At 37.4% G+C, this 25,404-nt stretch carries 17 protein-coding genes, 4 tRNA genes and 1 pseudogene; 7 read left to right on the top strand and 15 right to left on the bottom strand.

All coding sequences use genetic code 11. The features are described 5' to 3' along the window. The first annotated feature begins 124 nt into the window (after window positions 1-124). The 6 genes from pspF to B6A32_RS06265 are packed head-to-tail and all read left to right on the top strand — an operon-like array spanning window position 125 to window position 6,544. Window positions 125-1,228 carry a phage shock protein operon transcriptional activator gene (gene pspF, locus B6A32_RS06290; protein WP_085302070.1) on the top strand — a complete coding sequence of 368 codons (1,104 nt, stop codon included), beginning with the start codon at window positions 125-127 and terminating at the stop codon, window positions 1,226-1,228. Between the two features lie 9 nt (window positions 1,229-1,237). Continuing rightward, the gene (locus B6A32_RS06285; RefSeq protein ID WP_085302068.1) at window positions 1,238-2,857 is read left to right on the top strand and encodes an ABC transporter substrate-binding protein; all 1,620 of its coding nucleotides are present in this window, start codon (window positions 1,238-1,240) and stop codon (window positions 2,855-2,857) included. Window position 2,858: 1 nt separating this feature from the next. Next, window positions 2,859-3,890 carry an ABC transporter permease gene (locus tag B6A32_RS06280; protein ID WP_085302066.1) on the top strand — a complete coding sequence of 344 codons (1,032 nt, stop codon included), beginning with the start codon at window positions 2,859-2,861 and terminating at the stop codon, window positions 3,888-3,890. Beyond that, a complete protein-coding gene (locus B6A32_RS06275) occupies window positions 3,877-4,770 on the top strand; it encodes an ABC transporter permease subunit (RefSeq protein ID WP_085302064.1) in 894 nt (297 codons plus the stop codon). The genes B6A32_RS06280 and B6A32_RS06275 overlap by 14 nt, the downstream gene beginning before the upstream one ends. After that, on the top strand, window positions 4,770-5,762 hold the full coding sequence (locus tag B6A32_RS06270) for a peptide ABC transporter ATP-binding protein (protein ID WP_085302062.1): 993 nt from the start codon (window positions 4,770-4,772) through the stop codon (window positions 5,760-5,762). The genes B6A32_RS06275 and B6A32_RS06270 overlap by 1 nt, the downstream gene beginning before the upstream one ends. Further along, the gene (locus B6A32_RS06265) at window positions 5,759-6,544 is read left to right on the top strand and encodes an ATP-binding cassette domain-containing protein (RefSeq protein WP_085302060.1); all 786 of its coding nucleotides are present in this window, start codon (window positions 5,759-5,761) and stop codon (window positions 6,542-6,544) included. Before B6A32_RS06270 ends, B6A32_RS06265 begins: the two co-directional genes overlap by 4 nt. Before the next feature lie 230 nt (window positions 6,545-6,774). On the opposite strand, the gene B6A32_RS06260 is transcribed toward B6A32_RS06265, so the two are convergent. Continuing rightward, window positions 6,775-8,865, bottom strand: coding sequence for a hypothetical protein (locus B6A32_RS06260; RefSeq protein ID WP_085302058.1), 2,091 nt, complete (start codon window positions 8,863-8,865; stop codon window positions 6,775-6,777). 498 nt (window positions 8,866-9,363) lie between these two features. Between B6A32_RS06260 and B6A32_RS06255 the strand changes: the two are divergent. Next, a pseudogene (locus B6A32_RS06255) lies at window positions 9,364-10,686 on the top strand (IS4 family transposase). Between the two features lie 43 nt (window positions 10,687-10,729). Here B6A32_RS06255 and B6A32_RS06250 read toward each other — a convergent pair. From B6A32_RS06250 to B6A32_RS06185, 14 genes are all read right to left on the bottom strand, one after another. Further along, the gene (locus tag B6A32_RS06250) at window positions 10,730-12,637 is read right to left on the bottom strand and encodes a SurA N-terminal domain-containing protein (RefSeq protein ID WP_085302056.1); all 1,908 of its coding nucleotides are present in this window, start codon (window positions 12,635-12,637) and stop codon (window positions 10,730-10,732) included. A gap of 318 nt (window positions 12,638-12,955) precedes the next feature. Beyond that, window positions 12,956-13,465, bottom strand: a complete 510-nt coding sequence (locus B6A32_RS06245) for a cytochrome c-type biogenesis protein (RefSeq protein ID WP_085302054.1) — start codon at window positions 13,463-13,465, stop codon at window positions 12,956-12,958. Continuing rightward, complete coding sequence (locus B6A32_RS06240; protein ID WP_085302052.1) at window positions 13,465-14,016, bottom strand: DsbE family thiol:disulfide interchange protein; 552 nt, start codon at window positions 14,014-14,016, stop codon at window positions 13,465-13,467. The genes B6A32_RS06245 and B6A32_RS06240 overlap by 1 nt, the downstream gene beginning before the upstream one ends. Window positions 14,017-14,020: 4 nt before the next feature. After that, the gene (locus B6A32_RS06235; protein ID WP_085302050.1) at window positions 14,021-16,006 is read right to left on the bottom strand and encodes a heme lyase CcmF/NrfE family subunit; all 1,986 of its coding nucleotides are present in this window, start codon (window positions 16,004-16,006) and stop codon (window positions 14,021-14,023) included. A 150-nt stretch (window positions 16,007-16,156) separates the two neighbouring features. Beyond that, window positions 16,157-17,416: a c-type cytochrome biogenesis protein CcmI gene (gene ccmI / locus B6A32_RS06230; RefSeq protein WP_085302048.1), complete on the bottom strand. Its 1,260-nt coding sequence runs from the start codon at window positions 17,414-17,416 to the stop codon at window positions 16,157-16,159. A gap of 549 nt (window positions 17,417-17,965) precedes the next feature. Beyond that, window positions 17,966-18,241, bottom strand: a complete 276-nt coding sequence (hupB, locus tag B6A32_RS06225) for a nucleoid-associated protein HU-beta (RefSeq protein ID WP_085302046.1) — start codon at window positions 18,239-18,241, stop codon at window positions 17,966-17,968. A gap of 286 nt (window positions 18,242-18,527) precedes the next feature. Next, window positions 18,528-20,876, bottom strand: coding sequence for an endopeptidase La (lon, locus tag B6A32_RS06220; RefSeq protein WP_085302044.1), 2,349 nt, complete (start codon window positions 20,874-20,876; stop codon window positions 18,528-18,530). A gap of 151 nt (window positions 20,877-21,027) precedes the next feature. Then, a complete protein-coding gene (gene clpX, locus B6A32_RS06215; protein ID WP_085302042.1) occupies window positions 21,028-22,305 on the bottom strand; it encodes an ATP-dependent protease ATP-binding subunit ClpX in 1,278 nt (425 codons plus the stop codon). Window positions 22,306-22,398: 93 nt separating this feature from the next. Continuing rightward, window positions 22,399-22,998, bottom strand: a complete 600-nt coding sequence (gene clpP / locus B6A32_RS06210; RefSeq protein WP_085302379.1) for an ATP-dependent Clp endopeptidase proteolytic subunit ClpP — start codon at window positions 22,996-22,998, stop codon at window positions 22,399-22,401. Between the two features lie 128 nt (window positions 22,999-23,126). Beyond that, the gene (gene tig, locus B6A32_RS06205; protein ID WP_085302041.1) at window positions 23,127-24,434 is read right to left on the bottom strand and encodes a trigger factor; all 1,308 of its coding nucleotides are present in this window, start codon (window positions 24,432-24,434) and stop codon (window positions 23,127-23,129) included. A gap of 392 nt (window positions 24,435-24,826) precedes the next feature. After that, window positions 24,827-24,903: transfer RNA gene (locus B6A32_RS06200), tRNA-Pro, on the bottom strand. 39 nt (window positions 24,904-24,942) lie between these two features. Then, a tRNA-His gene (locus B6A32_RS06195) sits at window positions 24,943-25,018 on the bottom strand. A gap of 7 nt (window positions 25,019-25,025) precedes the next feature. Further along, a tRNA-Arg gene (locus B6A32_RS06190) sits at window positions 25,026-25,102 on the bottom strand. 178 nt (window positions 25,103-25,280) lie between these two features. Continuing rightward, window positions 25,281-25,357 (bottom strand) — tRNA-Pro (locus B6A32_RS06185). Window positions 25,358-25,404: the final 47 nt, after the last annotated feature.

Raw genomic sequence — 25,404 nt, 5'->3', positions numbered from 1 at the left:
TTTTAAAATCAAAGTAACATCTTGATTAATAATACTTTATTAATAATTAAAAAAAGACTTCTATCTAAGCTAGTAATAAAATACACTATTTGTTAGTGAAAAAAACCAATTATTAGGTCAGTAAATGACACGTTTCAAACAACAAGATAATCTCATTGGTCAATCTAACAACTTTTTGGAAGTGCTTGAGCAAATTTCACAAATAGCGCCATTAAGTAAACCCGTGCTAATTATTGGTGAACGTGGCACAGGTAAAGAACTCGTTGCGGCGCGTTTACATTACCTGTCAAAACGTTGGGATCAAAACTATTTGAAACTCAATTGTGCCGCGTTAAATGAAAATTTATTGGAAACGGAATTATTTGGTTATGACAGTGGCGCCTTTACCGGTGCAAGCAAGCGCCATGAGGGCCGCTTTGAACGTGCTGATAACGGCACTTTGTTTCTAGATGAAATAGCTAACACTACCGGATTAATACAAGAGAAGTTATTGCGTGTTGTAGAATATGGCGAGTTTGAACGTGTTGGTGGTTCAAGAACCATTAAAACCAATGCTCGCCTAGTGGCTGCTACAAATGAAGATTTACCTTCAATGGCCGCTGCTGGCGAATTTCGTGCAGATTTACTTGATAGGTTAGCTTTTGATGTTATTACCCTGCCGCCATTACGTGAGCGATTAGACGACATTTTGGTTTTAGCTGAACATTTCGCCATTAATATGGCTCGTGAGCTTGAGTTTGAACTGTTTAGTGGTTTTACAGAAAAAGCCAAACGTGCCTTACTTGAATACCATTGGCCGGGTAATATTCGCGAATTAAAAAATGTAGTAGAGCGCAGTGTTTATCGTTGCAATAATCCTCATTTACCTGTGCATGAATTAATTATTGATCCCTTTGAGTCGCCTTATCGCCCTTCAAAACGTATTAAAACACAAGATAGAATTAAGACGGCTCCTCAAGTAGAAGTAGCAGAAGCATCCACAGAGTCAAAGCCTCAGACTAAAGCCGAAGTAAAGCCATTAGCAATTAATACTGCTTCACTGCAATTTCCACTGTCGTTAAAAGAACTATCACAGAATTATGAAGTTGATTTGATCAAATCTGCTTTGGCTAATTGCCAATATAATCAAAAGAAAACCGCAGATGCCTTAGAATTAACCTATCATCAATTAAGAGGCTATTTAAAAAAATATAATCTACTCGATTCAAGTAGTGCAGACGAAGAATAAAGATTGGCTATGGCTTACTCTACTCAAACATTTTACAATTTTTTCGCATTGTCTTTGCTCGCTTTTCTTGCTGGCTGCGATACAAATGAAACGCTCTCTTTAAGTAAAGAGAGTATTATTTACTGTAGTGAAGGCTCGCCAGAAAGCTTTAACCCTCAAACGGTTTCTTCAGGTACTACAATCGATGCAACCTCGAATCAACTGTATAATCGCCTACTTGAGTTTGACCCTACAGACAATACTATTATTCCGGCAATTGCTAAATCTTGGCATGTAACACGCGATGGTAAAATGATTACCTTTTATCTTCGCAAAGATGTGCAATTTCACCAAACTCGATACTTTACCCCCACACGAGCGCTTAACGCCGATGATGTTATTTTTAGCTTCAGCCGCATGTTGGATGTAAACCATGAATATCATCCAGTTTCGGGTGGTAAATACCCTTTTTTTCAAAATGCGCAATTAGCAGAGTTAATTAGTAGCGTAGAAAAAATTAATGAGCATACTGTGCGCTTTCAATTAACTCGCCCTGACAGCTCTTTTCTGGCGAACATTGGTAGTGATTCTGCGGTTATTTTATCAAAAGAATATGCTGATCAACTTTTACAACTCAATACCATGCAAGAGATAGATATGCTGCCTGTTGGAACAGGGCCATTTAAGTTTAAATGGTATAGTTCTAGCTCATTTATTCGCTATGAAGCGCATGAAAATTATTGGCGAGGCAAATCAAAAATTAAACAATTGGTTTTTGATATTACGCCAAGAGACACCGGTAGACTAACCAAATTGCTAGCTGGCGAGTGTGATATTATCGCCTACCCTATTGCCCACGAAAAAATAAAACAACATGATAATTTAATATTAGAATCTGTTACTGCTTTTAATGTTGGCTACTTAGGTTTTAATACCGCAAAGCCACCATTTAACAACCCGTTAGTGCGTAAAGCATTGTCTTACGCTATTAACAAGCAAGCTATTTTAGACGCGGTTTATACTGGGCAGGCCGAAATAGCTAACGGTATAATACCTAACTCTTCATGGGCTTACGACGAAACGATTTCAAGCCAAGAATATTCAATAAATAAAGCACAAGAGTTATTATCTGAAGCGGGTTATAGCGATGGATTTTCTATGGATTTATGGGCAATGCCGGTACAACGTTCATATAACCCAGACGCTGTGACTATGGCAAAGCTCATTCAGGCAGATTTACAAAAAATAGGCATTGAAGTTGATATAGTATCAGGTTACGAATGGTCAACTTTCTTACGTAAAATTACAGATGGCGAACACCAAAGTGTTCTTTTAGGTTGGTCTGCTGATCACCCTGATCCTGATAACTTTTTTTCACCAATGCTCAGCTGCTCTTCAGCAATAACGGGAAGTAATAGAACATTTTGGTGCAATGAAAAATTTGACAGGCTCATTAAACGCGCTTTACAAACAAACAGTATCAATAAAAGAAAAGTGTTATATTCAAAAGCCCTTGCTTTAATTAATGAAGAAGTGCCGTTAATCCCCATTGCTCACTCAAAACGATTTCAAGCTCGTTCAAATAATATAAATGGCAAACTATTACGTGCTATTGGTGGAATTGATTTTAATGGGGTAACAAAAAACTAGCATGTTGATATTTACCCTACGCCGACTCAGTTTATTTATTTTTACAATTTTGTTGCTTACATTATTGTCTTTCAGTTTAAGTTTTTTGTTTCCTGGCGATCAACTCATTAATTTAACGGGACAATTAAATGCTTCACCAGAACAATTAGCCATTTTAGCTAATGACTACAATCAGCAGTTTGGGCTTTTAAGCCAGTACTTCAGTTATCTTAATCACCTTTTTCATGGTGAAATGGGCTATTCGATGAATAGCCAACTCCCCATCGCTACTGAAGTACTGAATCGTTTGCCCGCCACCATTGAGTTGACCTGCGTTGCGTTACTAGTTGCTATGTTTTTTGGTATTCCTATTGGTTTTTGTGCTGCTATTTATCATCGAAAGTTACCTGATAATTTAATTCTAACTGTTGCTATGCTGGGTTATTCAATCCCCGTTTTTTGGCTAGGAATACTGGCGATATTGGTATTTTCGATTCAGCTAGGTTGGTTACCTTCTGCAGGCCAGATCAGCCTGCTCTTTGAAATTGAACCTGTTACTGGCCTACAACTTATTGACATTTTACTGAGTGACAATGAATATAAATGGCAGGCTTTTCAAGATGCTACCCGACACTTGATATTACCTGTTATTGTAGTTGCGTTAGCACCCGCGACAATTTTTATGCGATTAGCGCGTACAGCAATGTTAGAGGTTTTAGACACTCACTATATCAAAGCAGCTAAAGCAAAAGGTCTGACTTTTAGCCAAATTATTTATCGCCATGCTATGCGTAATGCTTTTATCAAAGTTATTAGAGACGTTGGTTTACAGTTTGCTAATCTTATTACTATTGCTATGGTAACTGAGGTTATTTTTAGCTGGCCTGGCATTGGACGTTGGTTAATAGAAAGTATTTATCAGCGTGACTACACGGCAATTCAAGGTGGTTTAATCGTGCTTTCAACCTTTATTTTTATCGTTCATATAATTATAGATTTTGTTTATGCAGCACTAAACCCCTTAGCTAGGGAGCCTCATCATGGCGCGCGATAAAATATATCAAGAAGAAGAGTTTCCAACGCCATTAATGCAATTGTGGCATAACTTTAAAGAGCCGCCTGTTGTTTTAATTGGTTTTGGCTGTTTTTTGTTTCTGATAGTGCTCGCAGTGTTGGCTAATGTTATTTCCCCTTACTCTTCAGTAGAGAATCACTTAGATCATTTACTTTTACCACCAGCATGGAGTGACGAAGGTAATGTCAGCTTTTTACTCGGTACTGATAACTTAGGCCGTGATATGTTATCGCGGTTGATTCAGGGCACTTCGTTAACTTTTGGTTTAAGTATTATTGTGGTTATTGCTTCACTTGCTATTGGCGTGGTTATTGGCTCGCTATCTGCGTTAACATCGGGTATTAAATCAAGCTTTCTCAATCATTTTCTCGACGTTATATTGTCGATCCCCTCTTTACTGCTAGCTATTATTATTGTCGCAATATTAGGGCCGGGCTTAGAAAACACCTTATGGGCTATTATTATGGTGTTGATCCCGCAGTTTGTGCATATCACCCGAAATGCTGTGCGAGAAGAGTTTGCAAAAGATTATGTATTAGCCTCACGCCTTGACGGTGCAAGTTCATTGCGAATTTTGCGCTACTCAATCTTTCCTAATATTATCGAAAAACTAATCAGCCAAGCAACTCTTGCACAATCGGCCGCTATATTAGACATAGCCGCGCTTGGCTTTTTGGGATTAGGTGCGCCTATTCCTATGCCTGAATGGGGTGCAATGCTAGCAAACGGTATTGATTTATTTTATATCGCACCTTGGACAGTATATTTGCCTGGTTTAGCTATTTTATTTTCGGTTGTTGCCACCAATTTAGTTGGTGAAGGCATGCGCCACGCATTGAAAGTGCGCAAGGAAAACTAATGAATTTAATTGATATACGCAACCTTTCTATTGAGCTTAAAACCGCTTCAAAACCAATATTTGCTGTTGATCGTGTTAACCTCACAATGAAAGAAGGTGAGGTGCGCGGCTTAGTTGGTGAATCTGGCTCTGGAAAGTCGCTACTTGCTCAAGCAATTGTTGGCGTATTGGATGAAAAGTGGCGAGTAGATGCCGATCGCTTTCATTGGCGTGGAAATGACTTAATGCGGTTGTCTCCTGCAGAACGTAAAGCCATTATAACTAAAGACGTTGCCATGATATTTCAAGAGCCTATGGCGTGCTTAGATCCAACAACGTCTATCGGTGAACAATTAGAAGAAGCCGTTGATGCTGAACAACTTACTGGTTTTTTTTGGCAAAAGCGTCAACAACGTAAACAAGCCGCAATTAATTTATTGCATAAAGTTGGTATCAAACAGCATGAAGTATGTGTAAAAAGCTTTCCGCATCAACTCACTGATGCGTTATGTCAGCGAGTAATGATTGCTATGGCGCTTGCAAGGCGCCCTATGCTACTAATTGCTGATGAACCTACAGCTGCAATGGAAAGTACTAACCAAGGGCAAATATTTCGTCTACTGGCGAGCTTAAATCAGCTAAAAAACATGTCGATATTATTAATCAGTCATGACTTAGAAAACGTTACCCATTGGACAAATACTATTACGGTAATGTACAGCGGACAGTTTGTAGAAGCTGGAACAACTGAGCAAATATTTAACCAACCTTATCACCCTTATACTCGTGCCCTTGTTGATAGTAGCCCAAGAGCAAACAGGATGATCCCTAATAAATCTCGGTTAATGACCTTGCCTGGCAGCATCCCTATATTGCAGCATTTACCTATCGGATGTCGCTTAGGTCCTAGATGCCCTAGAGCACAACAGAAGTGTGTTCATGCGCCAAAAATTAAGAATTTCCATAGCCATCAAGTAAGTTGTCACTTTCCACTTAAGGATAGCTATTCGTGAGTACTGTGTTATTACAAGTGAGTAATTTAAGTAAAACCTATAAAGACAAAAATTATTGGTTTAATCGTAAATGTGTGTCGGCTTTAGAGCCTATTTCTTTCGACATAATGCCACATAAAACACTCGCCATAGTTGGAGAGACTGGCTCTGGTAAATCAACCATTGCCAAGTTACTTGTTGGTGCAGAATTACCAACAACAGGCGATATACGCTTAAATGGCCAAACATTAGCCCCAGGGAACTTTAAGCAACGTTGCCAGCATATTAGAATGATATTTCAAGATTCTGGCACAACATTAAACCCGAGCCTGACCATTGAACAACTTCTTGATGAACCTTTGCAGCTCAATACTAAACTCGATGAAGTTGAACGTAATCAACTAATTAGAGAGACACTACAAAAAGTGGGTTTGTTAGCCGATCATATGAGTTTTTATCCGCATATGTTTTCTGGTGGTCAAAAACAACGTATCTCATTAGCTCGCGCTATTATATTAAAACCACAAGTTATTATTCTTGACGAGGCATTAGCGGCGCTCGACCCGTCTTTACGCTCTCAAATGATTAATTTACTGCTCGATTTACAACAGCAGATGGGTTTAGCATTTATTTTAATTTCTCACAATTTAGGTATTGTTAGACACTTTAGTGATGAAATGATGGTAATGTGTGAAGGGGCAGTATTAGAGTTTGGAAAAACCAATGATATTTTGAAGAAGCCAAAACACAAATACACTAAAAAGCTGATTATGAGCCAACGTTTTCAGTTATTAAATCGTTAAAGAGCTTAACAGCGTTTATTTAAACATAGCTTTTACCTTATCAAACTTATATGTTTATTAGCTTTAACTTAATAGCTACGTTGTCGATGTTAAATCAATTAATTTAATTCATTAAGTGTTCAAAATCCCCTTATATTTAATAACTTTAAACAATTAGCAAGGCTTAGTTTTCCTTATAACTTTAGTTGAAAACATACGATTGATTAAAAATTTCAATATATTATATGGCTCTAATACACTTTAAGTCTAAATTGATTTACTTCTATTTCACTTTCTACCATGAACTTGCTACTAAGCTGAACTAACTTCTTATATTCTTCAGGAAAATATTTCTTGATTCTAGCTACCCTGGAATAATGGCTAGGCTCAAACATCTCGACTTCAGAAACAATTAAACTCAAGCTTCTATTAAGTCTTCCATTCTCGTAACTGTCTTCTAATAAAAGATCTAATACGTCTAAACCTAATTCATTCACCTCTGGTATCAAACCAAAGTCTAACAATAGTTGAACTGCCTCTGGAGAGTTTAAAGCAGCAGGTAAAAATAGATCATTTCCAAAGCTATCTTTAATTGAAAAATCGAACCTCTCATTTTTGAGTGACTTCCATTTTTCAAAAGGTAAATGTTTAAATGCTAGCAAGCCAGATGGTGGTGCAAAAGCTACTCTAGCGTTCCAAATAGGTATAATACTTTCAGTGTTTTGCAATAATGAAATCAACAAAGTGTCAGTTTCAACTTTAGTAAGAGGGGTCGATGAGCTGTAATCAAGCGCATCTTGAAACTTCTGCTCTTGTAGCATGGTGATGAAGTCACTGTGACTTTCTTTGCTTACACTATGGCTAGATTCAGTTTCACGCCATAAATTAACAAGAACTGGATCAATATCATGCAACCTTTCAGCAGTATTTCCATCACCTTGTGAAATACGTTTTATCAAATCATAAGTTTCACTGTGGTCTAGAAAACCTTCTTCGGCCAATAACTCTTTTCTAATTGACTCACATGACTTCGATTTATCGTTTAAAGTAGCTTTTCTTAGTGCCATAGATTCGATTGCCTTGGAGACCAATGAGTTATCGGGTAAAACCTGATTAAGATTATAACTGCTATCTACTAGCTCTATTTGATGCAGCGCTTTTTTTAGATCTGGAGTTAGTGCTTTCGAACTTTGAAAACTTCTTCTATTTGGAGCTTTAAAAGAAATGATGGTTTCCTTATCCATTTGATAATGTGAACCATGAGCTTTGTAGCCTTTTTCAATCAAGTAATTAATAGTGTCCAAATATTTGTCTGGGAAACTCTCAGCATTAACATAAGCGTCATCTTTATTTGGCAGGTTCATTATGGCTATATCTAAACCAGTTATTACTCCCTGTTCGTTTGTAGGATGAACGCCATATGTTTCCATTAGTTGAAGAAGCTTTACGTTATGTGTTGAGGCTGCTAAGTCAGCTAAGTTAGTATAAGAATCATAGCGCCCCTGTGCGATTATTGGCATGTCCTCAATGGACACTGCTTGATTGATTAGAAGCTCTAAATATTCAAATGGTAAATTATTCATAACTGCCACAGCAACATCATTAACGTTAAAGTTTCTCAATGATACTGCTTGTTTGAATTCTTCAATATTAAGGTTGCTGCCAGTTAGAACGAATAATATAGACGGTGATAAAACGGGGCTACCATTTATTCCTAGAGGTGATTCTAAGTATGTGTTGAAATTTTCATCGTTTTCAAGCAAAGCGAAAATATCTGACTTACTAACTTCATTGTCTAACTCTAAGCCCATACTTAATCCATTAGACATGTCTTCAAAAGCTTTTAAACTTTGAACTATGATGGGTGTATTTATGACTGAGAAGTTATTAATTACTGATAAACCACTCCAGTCGTTTAAAATATCAACGGAAGTGGTAAAGTTGTATTTTTCTTTCTCTATTTTTGTCTTCGCTTGAAGAAGTAAGTTATCATAACGATTATAAAAAGTTTTATATTGTTTGGAATAACTAAGTAGCTCACGTTCCGTTTTTCCATTTCTCAACTCATGTTCCAGAGCTTGTATTAATATCTGATGTATATTGTTAACTTGCTTGCTGAAATCTAAGCTTCTCTCCTTACATTGAGCATTTGCAATTGTTAATTCCTTAAGCTTTTGTGACGCAAATTCTTTGTTACTAAACTGAAAAACTTCAGTGGGAACATTGTCACTCAAATCGGAAGCAACATCATTAACAATATTGTTTGATTTGGTGCTTTTAGTAGGGTTTATGTATATTATTAAAGCAATTACTATTGCTAAAAGTAAAATTAACTTCTTCATTGTTATTATATTCTTCCATGTTTTTAATATTTATAGCATAACACAGCTAAATTCTACTCTTGTAGACTTCTTCAATCTGCACTTTTAATTAATTAAATTGAGTAAGCTATGAACTTGCAGCAGTCCTTCAAACTTGTAGTTATTTCTGGTTGAAGTTGCTGCTGATATACACTTAACTTCACCAAAGCTAGTGACCGCTTTGGGCAATAAGTGTACATTAAGCACAAAGTTTAGGAAGTTTTTGCAGTTCCTTAATTTTGGTGACGTCTTTTAAAGTTTTCTCACAACTTTGGACGTAAATGTTTCAATCGATTTAACTCTATCTAGCTACAACCGAAAAAGTCCTGAACGAGAATCCTCATTATTCATGAAGATCCACAAATCTTAGAAAACAAAAAAACAGCCAATTGGCTAATGCCGATCAGTTAAGAAATTAATAACTTGCTTAATTTTTTTATGAGATCAAAATCCAGTGATTGATATCACTGGATTTTTATTATGCAACTTTCTACCGCGCTTTCTTTAGTTAATTCAAATAATGTTACAGAGTTTCAAAACCTAGCCGAAATTCTATCCCCTGAAATCATTAACGCTGGGCTTAAAGAGCACGGTATATCTACCATTCGAAAGCGTAAGCTTCCAATGGAGAATATGGTGTGGGCTGTCATAGGTATGGCATTATTTCGTAAATTCCCCATGCGCCAAATGCTTAATCAGCTTGATATTATTTTGCCCAGCGGAGTCCCATATGTTGCCTCAAGTGCGGTTACGCAAGCAAGAAAAAAACTCGGTAGCAAAGTCATCGAGACAGTATTTCAGCAAACTCAGCAACAATGGAACCGAGATGCTCATCATGGCCAATGGTGTGGTTTAAATCTTCTAGGTGTCGATGGTGTTGTTTGGCGAGTCCCCGACACAGATGAAAATAATAAGGAGTTTGCCAAGACAGGCTCCCAACATGGTAAGGCCAGCTACCCTCAAGTACGGATGGTCTGTCAGATGGAGCTCACTAGCCATTTATTAACGAACAGTGTCTTCGATAGTGTTGATGTAAATGAGATGAATCTTGCACTAGGGCTAATTGATAAAACACCGGATAATAGTTTAACGTTGTTCGATCGCGGCTTTTATTCATTAGGTTTATTACATCGCTGGCAAAGTACCGGCAATGCGAGGCATTGGTTAATGCCGCTTAAGAAAAACACGCAATATGAAGTGATAAAAAGCTTTGGGCGCCAAGATAAGTTAATCCAATTAACCACAACACCTCAATCACGAAAAAAATTTCCAACATTACCAAAGACAATGCAAGCGCGACTAATAACAAAAAAAGTGAAAGGAAAAGACCTTCAAATACTAACATCGATGACAGATCCGATGCGTTTCCCTTCAGCTGATATTGTTGATTTATATGCCCACCGATGGGAAATAGAGTTAGGATTTAGAGAAATGAAACAGTCGCTATTGGACAATCGTTTTACTTTATGAAGTAATCAACCGGAGCTTATTAGACAGGAGTTGTGGGGTATATTGTTGGCTTATAATTTAATTCGTTATCAAATGGTATTAATGGCTAAATCGCTTGATGGTATACACCCAAACCAACTGAGTTTTAATGGTGCTTCGATGCACATTATTCACGAGTTAACGCAGTTGTCATTCTGTACGCCAGGTAACATTCCCAGATACACAATGAATATTACAAAGTCAGCTAAGCAATTCGTTTTACCCGGAAGGCGAGAGCGGCAATATCCGAGAATGTTGAAGTGCTCAAAGAATAGGTACCCTGTTAAAAGTAAAAATGCCGCTCACCTTAAGTGAACGGCATTAGCCAATTGGCTGGTTTTTTTAAAAGTACAAACTACTAGTATTGTGTAGCTGGAGCTTGTACTTCTTTACGTATAATTTCTGCATCAACTTTAAGTGACTCTACATAGCTTAAGTATGACGCTTGGGCTAATTGTTGAGTTAACTGTTGTGATAAGTTTGGAGAATCTTTTACTTCGCCTACTTTAACAGCTTGCACTTCAAGTAATGCTAAATCACCATTGCTTAGGTTAACAGTCGTTGCAGAAACCACGTTATCGCTAGGCTTTGGTAACTTAAATGCTTCACGAGCTAAACTGGCATCTAAACCACTACCTACACGTGTAACAGCAGCTTTACTTTCCATTGTAGCGCCAATTGCACTAAGTTGTTCTGTAACATCGGTACCAGCTTTAAATGTAACAAGTAACTCATCAGCAACAGTTTGTGCTTTTTGTGATGCTTTTTGACCAACAAGCACATTTTCAATGTACTCACTAACTTCAGTTAATGGCTTAACACTCGCGTCTTGGTATTCATTTAAACGCATAACTATCGCTAAAGTGTCACTCACTTCAATAATATCTGAGTTTAATTGCTCATTAACAACAATATCTGAAAATGCAGCTTCTACTACTGCGCTTTCATTAAAAGGAGCGATATTAGCGCCACGAGTTAACCAGTCAGAAGTTTGAACTTTAACATTAAGTGCACCAGCAGCATCATCTAAGCTGTCAGGGAATTCAAAACTTAAGCGAGCAACTTCTTGTTGAAGTTCAAAGAATTTATCTTGTGCTTTTTCATTTTTGGCTTTAGCAACTATATCTTCACGTACTTGCTCTAAACTTTGAACGTTTTCAGCTTTCAAGTCTGTAAGTTTAATAATGTGAAAACCAAAATCAGTTCTGATAACATCACTGACACTGCCTACCTCTGTTAAAGCAAATGCGGCTTCATCAAAAGTAGCATCCATAACACCAGCATCAATCCAGTCTAAATCACCGCCGTTTTCACCACTAAATGTATCAGCTGAGTTTTCTTGCGCCAAAGTAGCGAAGTCTTCACCTGCTTTGATTTTAGCAAGAAGTGCTTCAATCTCTGCTCTAGCTTTTCCTTCGTCGTCACCAAACTCTATTAAAATGTGGGCAACTCGGCGTTTTTCTTCGTCACGATATTGGCTAATATTGTTTTCATAGTATGCCTTTACATCAGCATCCGTTAAAACGATTGAACTAGCAATACTGTTAACATCAAGAGTAATGTAATTAACTTTTACTTTCTCTTGATTCTCGAAATATGATTGGTTTTCAAGATAGTAATCGTTGATCTCTTCTTCGCTTAATTCAATACCTTCTTTAAACTGTTCGGCATTAATAGTAGCAAATCGAATATCACGTTCTTGATTCTGTAGTTCTGAAAACATGCTCTCTTGATAAGGTAAGCTAAATTCACTTGCCACTAACGCCTGAGTTAATTGACGACGTGTCATTTCAGTACGAAGGTAATCGCGAAAATCAGAAGATTGGTAAAAACCCGCTTGGTTTATCATTGCTAAGTAACGATTGTTATCAAATACACCGTCAATTTGAAATTCTGGCATGTTACGAATTGTGCTTTTAATTCGCTCATCAGAAACTCGAATGGCGAGTGTTTCTGAGTTTTGGTCAACAAGCTTTTGGTTAATTAAATTATCAACCACACCTTGTCGAAAGTTACTCATGTATGCTGGATCTGCTGATAAGGTTTCAAACATTTCACCAAATTGCTGTGCCATACGATTACGTTGAGCTTGATAAGCTTTATTAAACTCATCTTGTGTAATTTTTTCACCATTAACATCAGCAACTGAAGAGTCAACTGAGTTACTGTAGCTACCTATACCGGCAACGGCGAAGGTTAAAATAATAAAACCAAGAATAATCTTAGCGGTTAATCCTTGAGAGCTTTCTCGAATATTTTCTAACATCTTTATCTCTTTACACGCGGGTATTTTACTTTCCGGGCGACTTTATCTGCGGTATTAAATTACCGCTATTATACATAAAATTAATGAAATCCTGATGAGCGTATAAAAATTAAATTTCTATAGCTAGTCAAGCAGGTGAGTCAATTAACTTTTATGCTTTAAAATCGCGATATGAACGGGCATGTTAGCCCAATAATAATCAAAATGAAACTCTTTTACTCTTGCGTATAGATAACGCTCAAATATCCAACAATTAAGTGTTCACAAGCGCAGTTTTATGGTCTTTGCATTTGTAAATTAAAGATCACTTTTATCAGGTTATTTCTTGTTAAGAATGTCATTTAAGTTTGTTTGTTCTTCTGCTGATAAATCTAGTTCATTGGCTTTTAGCTTGCTACGTTTTCGTAACACGAATACCACGCCTAGAAAAAAGCTAAAAAGAATAACAATAGGACCAAACCATAAAATATAAGTTTGTTCTTTTAACGGTGGGCGATATAAAACAAAATCACCGTAACGATAAACCATAAAATCAATAATTTCTTGATCGCTCTTGCCTTCTTGCAATAAGTTATAAAGGTTTTTTCTTAAATCTACTGCAATTTTAGAATTAGAGTCGGCTAAGTTTTGGTTTTGACATTTAGGACAACGTAACTCTTTAGAGAGTACATGAAACCTCGACTCAGTAACTTCGTCACTAAATTCAAAAGTATCTACTGGACTAGCATTTGCACTGGTTAATCCAAATGCGCTTAGCACTAGGACAACAAATGCTAAACGTAATACTTGCTTTAAGCCCAGAACATTATTAAATACTGAGTTATACATTAAGACTTACCCTGCAACATTTCTGCTTCTATGGTTTCAATTAACGGCAAAAATTCGTTATTCCATACCTGTGTATTAATAGGCCCTGCAAAACGTTTACGTATAATGCCGGTGTGATCAATGACAAAGGTTTCGGGTGCGCCAAATACACCAATATCTAAGCCTAAAGCGCCCTGTTCATCAAAAATTGAAAATACATATGGGTCTTTATACTGTTTTAACCAACGCAAAGCTGCACTGTGATCATCAGTAAAATTAAGTCCATAAAGTTTAATTCGCTTATCTTTAATAATATCGAGTAAGTATGGGTGTTCATATTTACATTGAATACACCACGTTGCCCAAACATTGACTAGTACAATATTACCTTTTAAATCTTCGCGGCCAACCATTTTATCGGTTGCTTTGAGCATAGGTAACTGAAAGTCAGGTAATGGTTTACCTATCATTGCAGATGGCATGGCCTGAGGGTTAAGAAATAAGCCTCGATAAAGCAATACACCTAATAATACAAATAAAATTAAGGGAATAAAACGAATAATACTTTTCACTAATTTATGCCTCTTTTAAAACTTCATTATTAGGTTGATTAATACCTTGTTGCTTTACGGCAACCCGCTTACGGTATCGCTTGCTTAGTATCGCTAAAAAGCCACCAAATGCCATAAAAAATGCACCTAACCAAATCCAAACGATAAAGGGCTTGTAATATAAACGCATTGACCAAGAGTTTTTATCAAGTGGATCGCCCAGTGCTACATATATATCGCGCCATAAAGTGGTATGAATAGCCGCTTCTGTCATGCCAGTACGTTGAACTTTATAGGTGCGTTGCTCTGGCTTCAGCAATGTGACAAATTCATTATCTAATGAAATCTTAACTTGTCCCTGAATTGCACTGTAGTTAGGGCCAAGTATATTTTTAGTGCCACCAAACTCTATGGTGTAACCTGATAAATTGGTACTTTCGCCAGGTGCCATTTTAACGTTAATTTCTTTTTCATAGGTTGACACCATAGTGACACCTATTACTGTGATAGCTATACCTGCATGTGCAACAGCCATACCGATATGATTAAGCGGAACAGCTGAGAACTTTAAGCTGCCATCAGCTTGTTTCGCGTTATTAAACACATCTTTTAATACCGCTAAAACAATCCAACAACCCAAGGTCATACCGATAAACGCACTGATACTAAATTCACCTGCGAATATAAATGGCCATGCTGCGCCAAAAATAACACTCACCACTGAGATAGCATTTAAGTGTTTAGAAAGCTCCCCTTTGCGAGCTTTTTTCCAGCGAATAAGTGGACCTATCCCCATAAACAGGAAAAGTGCGATCATCATAGGAACAAATACCGCATTAAAATAAGGGGCCCCAACTGAAATTTTCCCTAATCCCATGGCATCTATAATCAGTGGATACAACGTGCCTAATAAAATAGTGATTGTTGCTGTTATTAATATTGATATAGCGACCAATATGGTATTTTCACGAGAGTAAAAAGTGAAACGGCTTGGGGTACTCACTTTTGCCGATCTAAATGCATAAAGTGTTAATGAACCGCCGACAGCTACTGCAAGTAATATCAGTAAATAAAGGCCGCGACCAGGATCTACAGCAAATGAATGCACTGAAGTAATCACACCTGATCGTACTAAAAAAGCGCCGAGTAAATTTAAACTAAAGGTCAATATTGCCAGCAAGAGTGTCCAATGCTTAAAGGTATTTCGTTGTTCTGTAACCGCTAATGCATGAATAAGTGCGGTACCCGCAAGCCATGGCATAAATGAAACATTTTCCACTGGATCCCAAAACCACCAACCACCCCAGCCAAGTTCGTAATATGCCCACCAACTTCCTAATGCGATACCGATAGAGAGAAAAGACCAAGCAGCAACTGTCCATGGACGAGACCAGCGAGCCCATGCTGCATCCATTTTACCAGCCATTAACGCCGCAATTGCAAAAGCAAAAGCTACAGAAAAACCCACGTAACCCATATATAAAAATGGCGGGTGAATAATTAAACCAATATCTTGCAACAATGGGTTTAGATCTTGGCCTTCCATTGGAGAGTTAGGTAATAAACGCTCAAAAGGATTAGAAGTTAACAGGGTGAAGAAAATAAAGCCTACCGCAATCATACCCATAATGGCTAAAACACGTGCAACAAATTCTTTTTCCAACTGCTTACTATGAATACTCACCGCAAATGTCCATACGGTTAGCGCAAATATCCATAACAACATTGAACCTTCATGTCCGCCCCAAACGGCACTTATTTTGAAATAGTAAGGTAATAAACTATTCGAGTGATTGGCAATATACTTAACAGAAAAGTCATCAACCGTAAAACTGTAGGCTAACAATACAATACTAATGCCAACAAACAAGAATAAGCCAAAACTTAATGGTTTGGCACTATTAATAAGTTGTTGATTATTTTGAGCTACACCAATAAGTGGCACTATGCTTAAACATAATGCAAAAGCTAACCCAATAATAAGTGCGAAATGGCCGAGCTCTGGGATCATGATAATTCCTGTAAATCAATGTTAAACATTATGGTCATTAGTTTAGCTGATTATAACTAGTGAAAACTAGCGCCTAATCAGCTCATATCTAGCTATAAAATAGCGGTAAAGCTAAACTAATATTTTTACCGCAGCACTTTACAAATTTCGTTATGGTACTTGTATTGAAATTTCCATGGCTATTGGAGATTTTTTCATGGTGTCTACATTCAATACTTCTGCTTTAAAGTCGCCAGACTTAATGCCAACACTACCTTGCATAGAAACCACCGCGTAAATATTAACTTTATTAACACTGCTTAAACGCATTTGTGGTGTCATTGCTTGCGAGTCATCAAGCACGATAGATATAGGTAAATCACTGGTTTTTAATTTCACTGCTGCCAGTGGCATGCGCGGGCCATTGGCGGCAATAGCATATATAAAGACAACTTTATCTTCATCATTTTGTAATTTTTCTTGTAGACTTTGCGCTAATGAAACGTCAACGGTTAGCTGCGGTAAACTTGTATCTGAGCTTTTATTATGTTCAACACCAGCAGATTCTTCATTACTCAAACGCAGTTGGTTTTTAGCTTCTGCAACCGCCTCAGCTAAAGCGTCAGTGCTAATGCCGGGTCTATCGCTATTTAATACAACTTCCCAGTACTTAACGGCGTTGGCAAAATCTCGATTACTGAAACTGTTCATACCTAACAAAATATTGGTCGCAGGATCTAATGCGTCTAATGCTAATGCTTGGTCAATGACTTGCTGAATATCAGCATTAATTTGCTGATTGTTTTTATAATACATGGCTTGAGCTTTCGGGCCCAATAATTCGGCGTGTATACCTACTTGTGCTATAACTTTATCAAATGCGGCAATCGCATTGTCAAACTCACCAATAGAGATATATGCTTGGCCTAGGCTAAACCAGGCTTCTGCATTCTCTGGTTCGTCAATTACAACTTGTTCAAGCTGTTGTAAACGAAAAGCCATCATTTGTTCAGGCGTTATCTGCTTGTTTTCCTCGTTCATGGCACTAGTTGTTGGTGAGTTTAATAAGGGGTATGCACCTAGCTTCATATAACTAAAAAAACTAAAACTCATCAAAGCTATTGCAATACCTAGTGGCCAAATCCATGTTGTTGCTTTCGTATCTCTGACCGATTCAGAACTGCTAGCATCTTGTAATAGTGTTTTATCTAATTCTGCTTTTAATTGCACAAAACTATCTTGCTCGATACTACCTTCAGCTAGATCAGTTTCAAGTTGTGCTAGGTGTTCATGATAAAGCGTAACATTGGTTTCTTGACGAATATTAATATTTTCTGCACCAAGCGTATCTTTAGATGAAGAAAAAATACGCCAGACAATAAGTAATGCAATCACTATCAATGATAAAATTGCCAGCCAGAATGTAGTCATATTTTTTAATTTATACCTATGTTAAAGCTATCGTTTATTTCGTTTGATATAAACGTTGTAGAAACCATAATTAACGTAAATCAATAAATACCCACGTTATATACATACCTTTTAATCGCGTCGTAGAGTAACAATTATCAGCGATTATTAATAGCTATTCCGACGGAGAAAAATGCATATTCATCGTAATAAAGGCCATCGCCTTTAGTCATTAAGTTAAAGTGTAATAAAGTGACGCGAGTATTAACTGGCACAAAAAACATTCAATGTTAACGTTATTCAATATTAAGTTTTTTTACAGAACAACTTGCAAACGTTGCGAGTTAATAGAAGAGAAAATATCATACTAAATTCAGGTAAACTGTAATAAAAGTGTACTCGTTTTTCTTACTATATTTAAAACAAGTAAGAAAACTCTTTCACAGGAGGGATGAGCTTGGCGATACATTATTTTATGATATTGGTACAGAGTATAATAACTTATACGCCAGATACAATTAAGCCGCTTTAAAAGCGGCTTAATAAGCAATCAATAGCAAAAGCTAGTGATTAGCCATTACATGCATCTTTAAGTGCTTTACCAGCTTTAAAAGATGGAATTTTAGCTGCTGCGATTTCAATAGTCGCACCAGTTTGTGGGTTACGGCCTGTACGTGCTGCACGGTCGCGTACTGAAAAAGTACCAAAACCTACAAGAGCAACTTGATCGCCGCCCTTTAATTCTTCTGTAACTGCTTCGATAAATGAATCTAATGCACGACCAGCCGCAGCTTTAGAAATGTCAGCGCCAGCAGCAATTTTCTCGATAAGTTGAGATTTATTCACAGTGTATTCCCCTTCAATTGTTATTTTTCAGCGCTATCTTTGTTTAGCGTCCTGCAGAAGCCTTATAGTTTGCTTCTTTTTGAACATCAAGCACCGAGTTAAAGAAAACTAAAAATATTGATAATTATTTTTATCTCTACTATGCCCCCTATACGTAGGGGCTCTAGCGTTATCAGCGTCATTAACTTACCATAGTTTCAGCGTTTGAAAAGCGTTAATTGCATTTTTTTCAACTTTTTTGCTAATTTTTTAACTTTTTTAACAAAAACAGCTGTTTTTTAGCCATTTATTTTTCTAACTGCCACTTTTCAACCGGATGTTCTAAAGCAATTTTTAACACTTCGTCTATCCATTTAACAGGGTAAATAGCTAAATCAGCCTTCACATTGTCAGGTATTTCTTTCAAATCTCGCTCATTATCTTTTGGAATAACAACCGTTTTTATACCACCACGATTTGCAGCAAGTAGCTTTTCTTTTAAACCACCAATGGCTAAAACTTCACCACGTAGAGTTATTTCGCCTGTCATTGCTACATCCGCTTTTACAGGATTACCTGTTAGGCTTGAAACTAATGCCGTACACATTCCAATACCGGCACTTGGACCATCTTTAGGTGTTGCCCCTTCAGGCACATGTACATGAATATCACGTTTTTCATAAAAATCGTAATTAATACGTAACTTTTCGGTACGGCTTCGCACAACGGTCATGGCTGCTTGAATAGATTCTTGCATAACGTCACCCAACGAGCCGGTATAACTTAGCTTACCTTTACCTGGCACAGAGGCCGTTTCAATGGTAAGCAGCTCGCCACCCACTTGAGTCCATGCAAGACCAGTAACTAAGCCTACGCGATTTTCATCATCAGCTTTGCCATAATCAAAACGTTGTACGCCTAAGAATTCAGATAAATTGTCTTGGCTAATCGTTACTTTTTTAACTTTCTTGTCTAAAAGTATAGATTTAACGGCTTTTCGACATAACTTAGAAATATCGCGCTCTAAAGCACGCACACCCGCTTCTCGAGTGTAATAACGAATAATGCCAATAATCGCACTGTCTTCAATTTCAATTTCAGTATTCTTTAAACCATTACGTTCTATTTGTTTATTTAACAAATGATTTTTAGCGATGTTAAGTTTTTCATCTTCGGTGTAACCCGATAAACGAATAACCTCCATGCGGTCAAGTAAAGGCCCAGGAATATCCATACTGTTTGACGTAGCAACGAACATCACGTCAGAAAGATCGTAATCTACTTCTAAGTAGTGATCATTAAAGCTACTGTTTTGCTCTGGGTCTAGTACTTCTAGAAGTGCTGATGCAGGATCACCACGCATATCAGAAGCCATTTTATCTATTTCATCGAGTAAAAATAACGGGTTTTTCACACCAACTTTGGCAATTTTTTGAATTAGTTTACCTGGTAAAGACCCAATATAGGTTCTTCTGTGACCACGTATTTCAGCTTCATCGCGAACACCACCCAATGCCATACGAACATATTTACGTCCGGTTGATTTAGCAATAGATTGCCCTAACGAGGTTTTACCTACACCAGGAGGCCCTACTAAACATAATATTGGCCCTTTTAACTGGCTTACACGTTGCTGAACGGCCAAATACTCAAGTATCCGCTCTTTAACTTTATCTAGCCCGTAATGATCTTTGTCTAACACTTCTTGTGCTAATTTAAGGTTACGCTTTAATTTACTGCGTTTTTTCCAAGGTACGCTGATCATCCAATCGATGTAACTTCGCACAACAGTTGCTTCCGCAGACATTGGCGACATCATTTTCAATTTCTTTAATTCTGTTAAGGTTTTCTCTTTAGCTTCTTTAGGCATTTGAGCTGCTTCAATCTGCTTTTCGATTTGCTCAACTTCGTTCGAGCCCTCTTCATCATCACCCAGCTCTTTTTGAATCGCTTTCATTTGCTCATTCAAATAATATTCGCGCTGGCTTTTTTCCATTTGTTTTTTAACACGAGTGCGTATTTTTTTCTCAACTTGCAATAAGTCAATCTCACCTTCCATTAAGGCCATTAAAAATTCAAGGCGCTCTGAAACATGAGTAATTTCTAACACTTTTTGTTTATCAACTAACTTAAGCGGCATGTGCGCAGCCATGGTATCAGCTAGCTGTTCAGCATCATCAATACCCGATACCGAAGTTAATACCTCAGGAGGTATTTTCTTATTTAACTTAACGTAGCCTTCGAACTGAGAAATAGCCGAGCGTATTAACACCTCAGTACTATCGTCAGGAGCGCCTTCTACATGGAGGAAATCAGCGTTAGCTGTAAAGTATTCCGCGGTTTCTACATACTCAGTTATTTGAGCACGACGCACGCCTTCAACTAATACTTTAACCGTACCGTCAGGTAATTTAAGCATTTGTAAAATGGTAGCAATGGTGCCGGTTGTATATAAATCGTCTTGTGTTGGGTCGTCAACTGCGGCATCTTTTTGTGCTACAAGGAAAATTTGCTTATCATTTTCATTAGCAATATCAAGACAACGGATAGATTTTTCGCGACCAACAAACAATGGGATAACCATTTGCGGATAGACAACGACATCACGTAAGGCTAATACGGGAATTTCAACTACGCCAGATAACTCTTTAGTCATTGGTTACTCTCTCGGTAAATAATATGATGTTATTTTTAAAGATATGTATTTGTATATGGGGTGTTTGTAAATACTTTCAACTGATGAATAAAAAAAAGTGGCGTTACCCATGCTGGATAACGCCACTTTTAATCATTAAATAGCTTAGCTGTTATTCTGAAGACGCTTTATCTTGTTGCGTTTCATAAATAATAATCGGCTTAGATTCACCTTTAATAACGGTTTCATCAACAACAACTTTAGTGGCATTGTCCATTGAAGGTATTTCATACATGGTTTCAAGTAAAACCCCTTCAACAATAGAACGTAAACCTCGAGCACCTGTTTTACGTACCATGGCTTTATGTGCAATTGCAGTTAAAGCGTCTTCTCTAAATTCAAGCTCAACATTCTCCATATCAAAGAGTGCTTTAAATTGCTTAGTTAAAGCATTTTTAGGCTCTTGCAATATTTGGATCAGTGCGCTTTCATCAAGTTCAGTTAGTGTAGCTACTACCGGTAAGCGTCCAATAAACTCTGGAATTAAACCATATTTAACTAGATCTTCAGGTTCTACATCTTGAAAACGTTCTGTTAACGATTTCTCTTGGTCTTTGCCACGTACTGTAGCACCAAAACCAATTCCCGTACCGGTATGACAGCGTTGTTCAACAACTTTATCAAGGCCAGCAAAAGCACCGCCACAGATAAATAAGATTTTAGAGGTATCAACCTGTAAAAACTCTTGTTGTGGATGCTTACGACCCCCTTGTGGAGGAACAGAAGCAATAGTACCTTCAATAAGCTTTAATAAAGCTTGCTGAACACCTTCACCTGATACATCACGGGTAATAGATGGGTTGTCTGATTTACGTGAAATTTTATCAATTTCATCAATGTAAACTATACCGCGCTGTGCTTTCTCAACGTCGTAGTCACATTTTTGTAATAGCTTCTGAATAATGTTTTCAACATCTTCACCCACATAACCGGCTTCGGTTAATGTTGTAGCATCAGCCATAGTAAACGGCACATCAAGTAAGCGCGCTAAGGTTTGCGCTAATAATGTTTTACCACTACCTGTAGGACCAATTAACAAAATATTACTTTTGCTAAGCTCTACACCATTATGTGAGTCACCGTTCCGTAAACGTTTATAATGATTATAAACCGCTACAGCGAGTACTTTTTTAGCGTGTTCTTGCCCGATAACATAATCATCAAGGCTTTCACGAATTTCTTTTGGCGTTGGTAAGCTTTCTTTATCTTGCTTAGGCGCAATCTCTTTAATTTCTTCACGAATAATGTCGTTACATAACTCAACACATTCATCACAAACAAAGACAGAAGGACCTGCAATTAACTTACGTACTTCATGCTGGCTTTTACCACAAAACGAGCAATAAAGTAGCTTACCGTCATCACCGTCACCTGTTTTCATATCGGTCATACGGTACCTCTAATATTAAAATTTTTTACAAACTATGACTAAACAGTATTTCATAAATCGTGTAAATAACAACACGGATAATTTAGAAGACCGTTACTTATCGATTCTTTGTTCTAATATGGCATCAACTAAGCCATATTCAACTGCACTTTCTGCACTTAAGAAGTTATCACGGTCTGTATCGCCTGATACTTTCTCAAGTGATTGGCCTGTATGCTCAGCCATTAAACGGTTAAGCTTGCCTTTTATGTATAAAATTTCTTTTGCATGTATTTCAAAATCAGACGCTTGACCTTGGAAACCACCAAGAGGTTGATGGATCATCACGCGAGCATTAGGTAAGCAGTAACGTTTACCTTTTTCACCACCAGAAAGTAAAAATGCCCCCATACTTGCCGCTTGACCAATACATACTGTGCTAATGTTTGGCTTGATGAATTTCATGGTGTCGTAAATCGCCATACCAGCAGTTACAGAACCACCTGGAGAATTGATATATAAATAAATATCTTTATCTGGGCTTTCTGACTCTAAAAATAGCATTTGCGCAACAATTAAGTTCGCCATGTGGTCTTCAACTTGACCGCAAAGAAAAATAACACGCTCTTTTAATAGTCTTGAATATATATCGTAAGAGCGCTCGCCTTTGGCGGTTTGCTCAACAACCATAGGTACTAACGCACTTTCGGTCATGCTCGTTAAATCGTGAGAATTATTGTGAGAAGTAAACAACTAACTTTCCTTTTTTATAAAAAAATGGCTCATATGTCCCCATACAAGCCATTTAAGCGATTGCTCAGCAAAATGTCAATCTAAAAGGTCTATTTACCTTCAGGATTCATGATATCTTTGAAACTGGCTTTTTTGTTTTTAACTTTAGCGCTACCAAGTAAAAACTCAACAGCTTGCTCTTCTAATGCAACATTTTGCATTTGTTGAGCAAGTTCTTTGTTAGTTTTGTAGTACTCAATAACTTCAGCTGGGTCTTCATAAGCTGATGCAGCTGATTCAATTAACTCAGTTACTTTAGCTTCGTCAACTTTTAATTCGTTAACTTTGATCACTTCACCTAACAATAAACCTGTTTTAACACGTTTCTTTGCTTGTTCTTCAAACATTTCTGCAGGAAGTTCAGGTAAGTTGTTTGGATCCATTTGGTCAGCAAAACGTTGCATTGCTTGCTTACGCAAAACATCAACTTCTTGTGCGATTAACGCAGCAGGAATTTCTAATTCGCTAACTTCAAGTAAACCTTCGATTACTTGCTCTTTAACTTTAGCTTTAACCGCTTGATTAAGTTCGCGTGTCATGTTTTTGCTTACTTCTTCACGAAGTGCAGCAACACCACCTTCTTCAACACCGAAAAGTTTCGCAAATTCGTCATCTACTTCTGGCAATACTGGGCCTTCAGTTTTATGAACAACGATATCGAACTCTGCATCTTTACCTTTAAGCTTTTCAGCATGGTAATCATCAGGGAAAGTTACAGTAATGGTTTTTTCTTCACCAGCTTTCATGCCAATGATATCTTTCTCAAAACCAGGGATCATACGACCTGCGCCTAGCTCAAGGTCAAAAGCTTCAGCTTTGCCACCTTCAAACTCTTCACCGTCTACACGACCTGTGAAATCGATTGTTAGCTTATCGCCTTTCTTAGATTTACGTTTGTTTTCTTTCCACGTTTTATGTTGGTTCTGTAACGTTTCAAACATTTCGTCAAGATCAGCATCGGTAACGTCAACATCTGGACGCTCTACCGCTATTTTGTCTAAATCTTTTAAAGCTACTTCTGGGTAAACTTCAAATGTTGCTTCAAACTCTAACGCTTTACCATCTTCATTGCTTTTTGCAACGAACGATGGACGACCTGCTGGGTTTAATTTCTCAGCTACAATCGCATCAACAAAGTTACGTTGCATTAATTCACCAGCAACTTCTTGACGAACAGACTGGCCGTAACGCTTTTGAATTACTGACGCAGGAACTTTACCTGGACGGAAACCATTTATACGCTGTGTTTTACCGATATGGCGAAGACGGTTTTTAACTTCAACATCTACTGTTTCGGCAGGAACTGAAATCGTTAAACGACGCTCCAAACCTTGTGTAGTCTCAACTGAAACTTGCATTTAATTACCTCAAAAAACTTAGCGTATGCACGCTTTCTATAACGCATCTAAATATAGTCAACACAACTTAATAAAAAATTATGCTTTCAGCTTGTTTAGCTTATGTAAACAGAGCCCGGAAAACCCGAATAAAGATGTTCAGATTAAAATAATGACGCGAAATTATAGCGGTGCTTTAAACAAGAGTCGAGCTTAGAACGCAAATAAATCAAAATTTAATGCTATATAAATGATAAATATGACTAAAAAGCTAGAATGAATATATTTATTTGATAAATAGAGGTTAATGATGAGGTTTAAAACTTGTACTTATAATTTATTTCTTAACCCGAAGTTGTACCTATTGGGCTGAAATTATAGTGTAACTAAGATGATAAATATAAAATAAGAAGTGGTCGGTGATGCAAGATTCGAACTTGCGACCCCTTGGACCCAAACCAAGTGCGCTACCAAGCTGCGCTAATCACCGATATACTTTTTTACTTCTTCTATAATGCATACAGAAAGATGGGGTGGCTAAAGGGACTTGAACCCTCGACAACCGGAATCACAATCCGGGGCTCTACCAACTGAGCTATAGCCACCACTGTATGGCACGCCCTGTAGGATTTGAACCTACGACCCACGCCTTAGAAGGGCGTTGCTCTATCCAGCTGAGCTAAGGGCGCACATTGCCTACAGATGCAGAACAAATTTCATTATATAAAATTTATCCTTTTCTCACAATAAATGTAAGAAGCAGTTTTGATGTTAAATTTAATCTTGCGATTTAACTTAAATATCTAAACCAGTTACTTATTTTTATATTACTTATATTTAAAAATAAACAAAGTAATTAAAAAAAAGTGGTCGGTGATGCAAGATTCGAACTTGCGACCCCTTGGACCCAAACCAAGTGCGCTACCAAGCTGCGCTAATCACCGACATTTGTTAAAAACACTTGCGTTCTCAACGGGTGCGGATATTACCT

The sequence above is a fragment of the Colwellia polaris genome (assembly GCF_002104515.1).
Classification (GTDB): Bacteria; Pseudomonadota; Gammaproteobacteria; order Enterobacterales; family Alteromonadaceae; genus Cognaticolwellia; species Cognaticolwellia polaris.
This window is presented reverse-complemented; position numbering and strand designations above follow the sequence as displayed.

What these genes read in the sequence shown, in the direction of transcription:
- pspF (WP_085302070.1), top strand. Translation starts at nt 125, where the DNA reads ATGACACGTTTCAAACAACAAGATAATCTCATTGGTCAATCTAACAAC.
- B6A32_RS06285 (WP_085302068.1), top strand. Translation starts at nt 1,238, where the DNA reads ATGGCTTACTCTACTCAAACATTTTACAATTTTTTCGCATTGTCTTTG.
- B6A32_RS06280 (WP_085302066.1), top strand. Translation starts at nt 2,859, where the DNA reads ATGTTGATATTTACCCTACGCCGACTCAGTTTATTTATTTTTACAATT.
- B6A32_RS06275 (WP_085302064.1), top strand. Translation starts at nt 3,877, where the DNA reads ATGGCGCGCGATAAAATATATCAAGAAGAAGAGTTTCCAACGCCATTA.
- B6A32_RS06270 (WP_085302062.1), top strand. Translation starts at nt 4,770, where the DNA reads ATGAATTTAATTGATATACGCAACCTTTCTATTGAGCTTAAAACCGCT.
- B6A32_RS06260 (WP_085302058.1), bottom strand. Translation starts at nt 8,865, where the DNA reads ATGAAGAAGTTAATTTTACTTTTAGCAATAGTAATTGCTTTAATAATA.
- B6A32_RS06250 (WP_085302056.1), bottom strand. Translation starts at nt 12,637, where the DNA reads ATGTTAGAAAATATTCGAGAAAGCTCTCAAGGATTAACCGCTAAGATT.
- B6A32_RS06245 (WP_085302054.1), bottom strand. Translation starts at nt 13,465, where the DNA reads ATGTATAACTCAGTATTTAATAATGTTCTGGGCTTAAAGCAAGTATTA.
- B6A32_RS06235 (WP_085302050.1), bottom strand. Translation starts at nt 16,006, where the DNA reads ATGATCCCAGAGCTCGGCCATTTCGCACTTATTATTGGGTTAGCTTTT.
- ccmI (WP_085302048.1), bottom strand. Translation starts at nt 17,416, where the DNA reads ATGACTACATTCTGGCTGGCAATTTTATCATTGATAGTGATTGCATTA.
- lon (WP_085302044.1), bottom strand. Translation starts at nt 20,876, where the DNA reads ATGACTAAAGAGTTATCTGGCGTAGTTGAAATTCCCGTATTAGCCTTA.
- clpX (WP_085302042.1), bottom strand. Translation starts at nt 22,305, where the DNA reads ATGACCGATATGAAAACAGGTGACGGTGATGACGGTAAGCTACTTTAT.
- clpP (WP_085302379.1), bottom strand. Translation starts at nt 22,998, where the DNA reads ATGACCGAAAGTGCGTTAGTACCTATGGTTGTTGAGCAAACCGCCAAA.
- tig (WP_085302041.1), bottom strand. Translation starts at nt 24,434, where the DNA reads ATGCAAGTTTCAGTTGAGACTACACAAGGTTTGGAGCGTCGTTTAACG.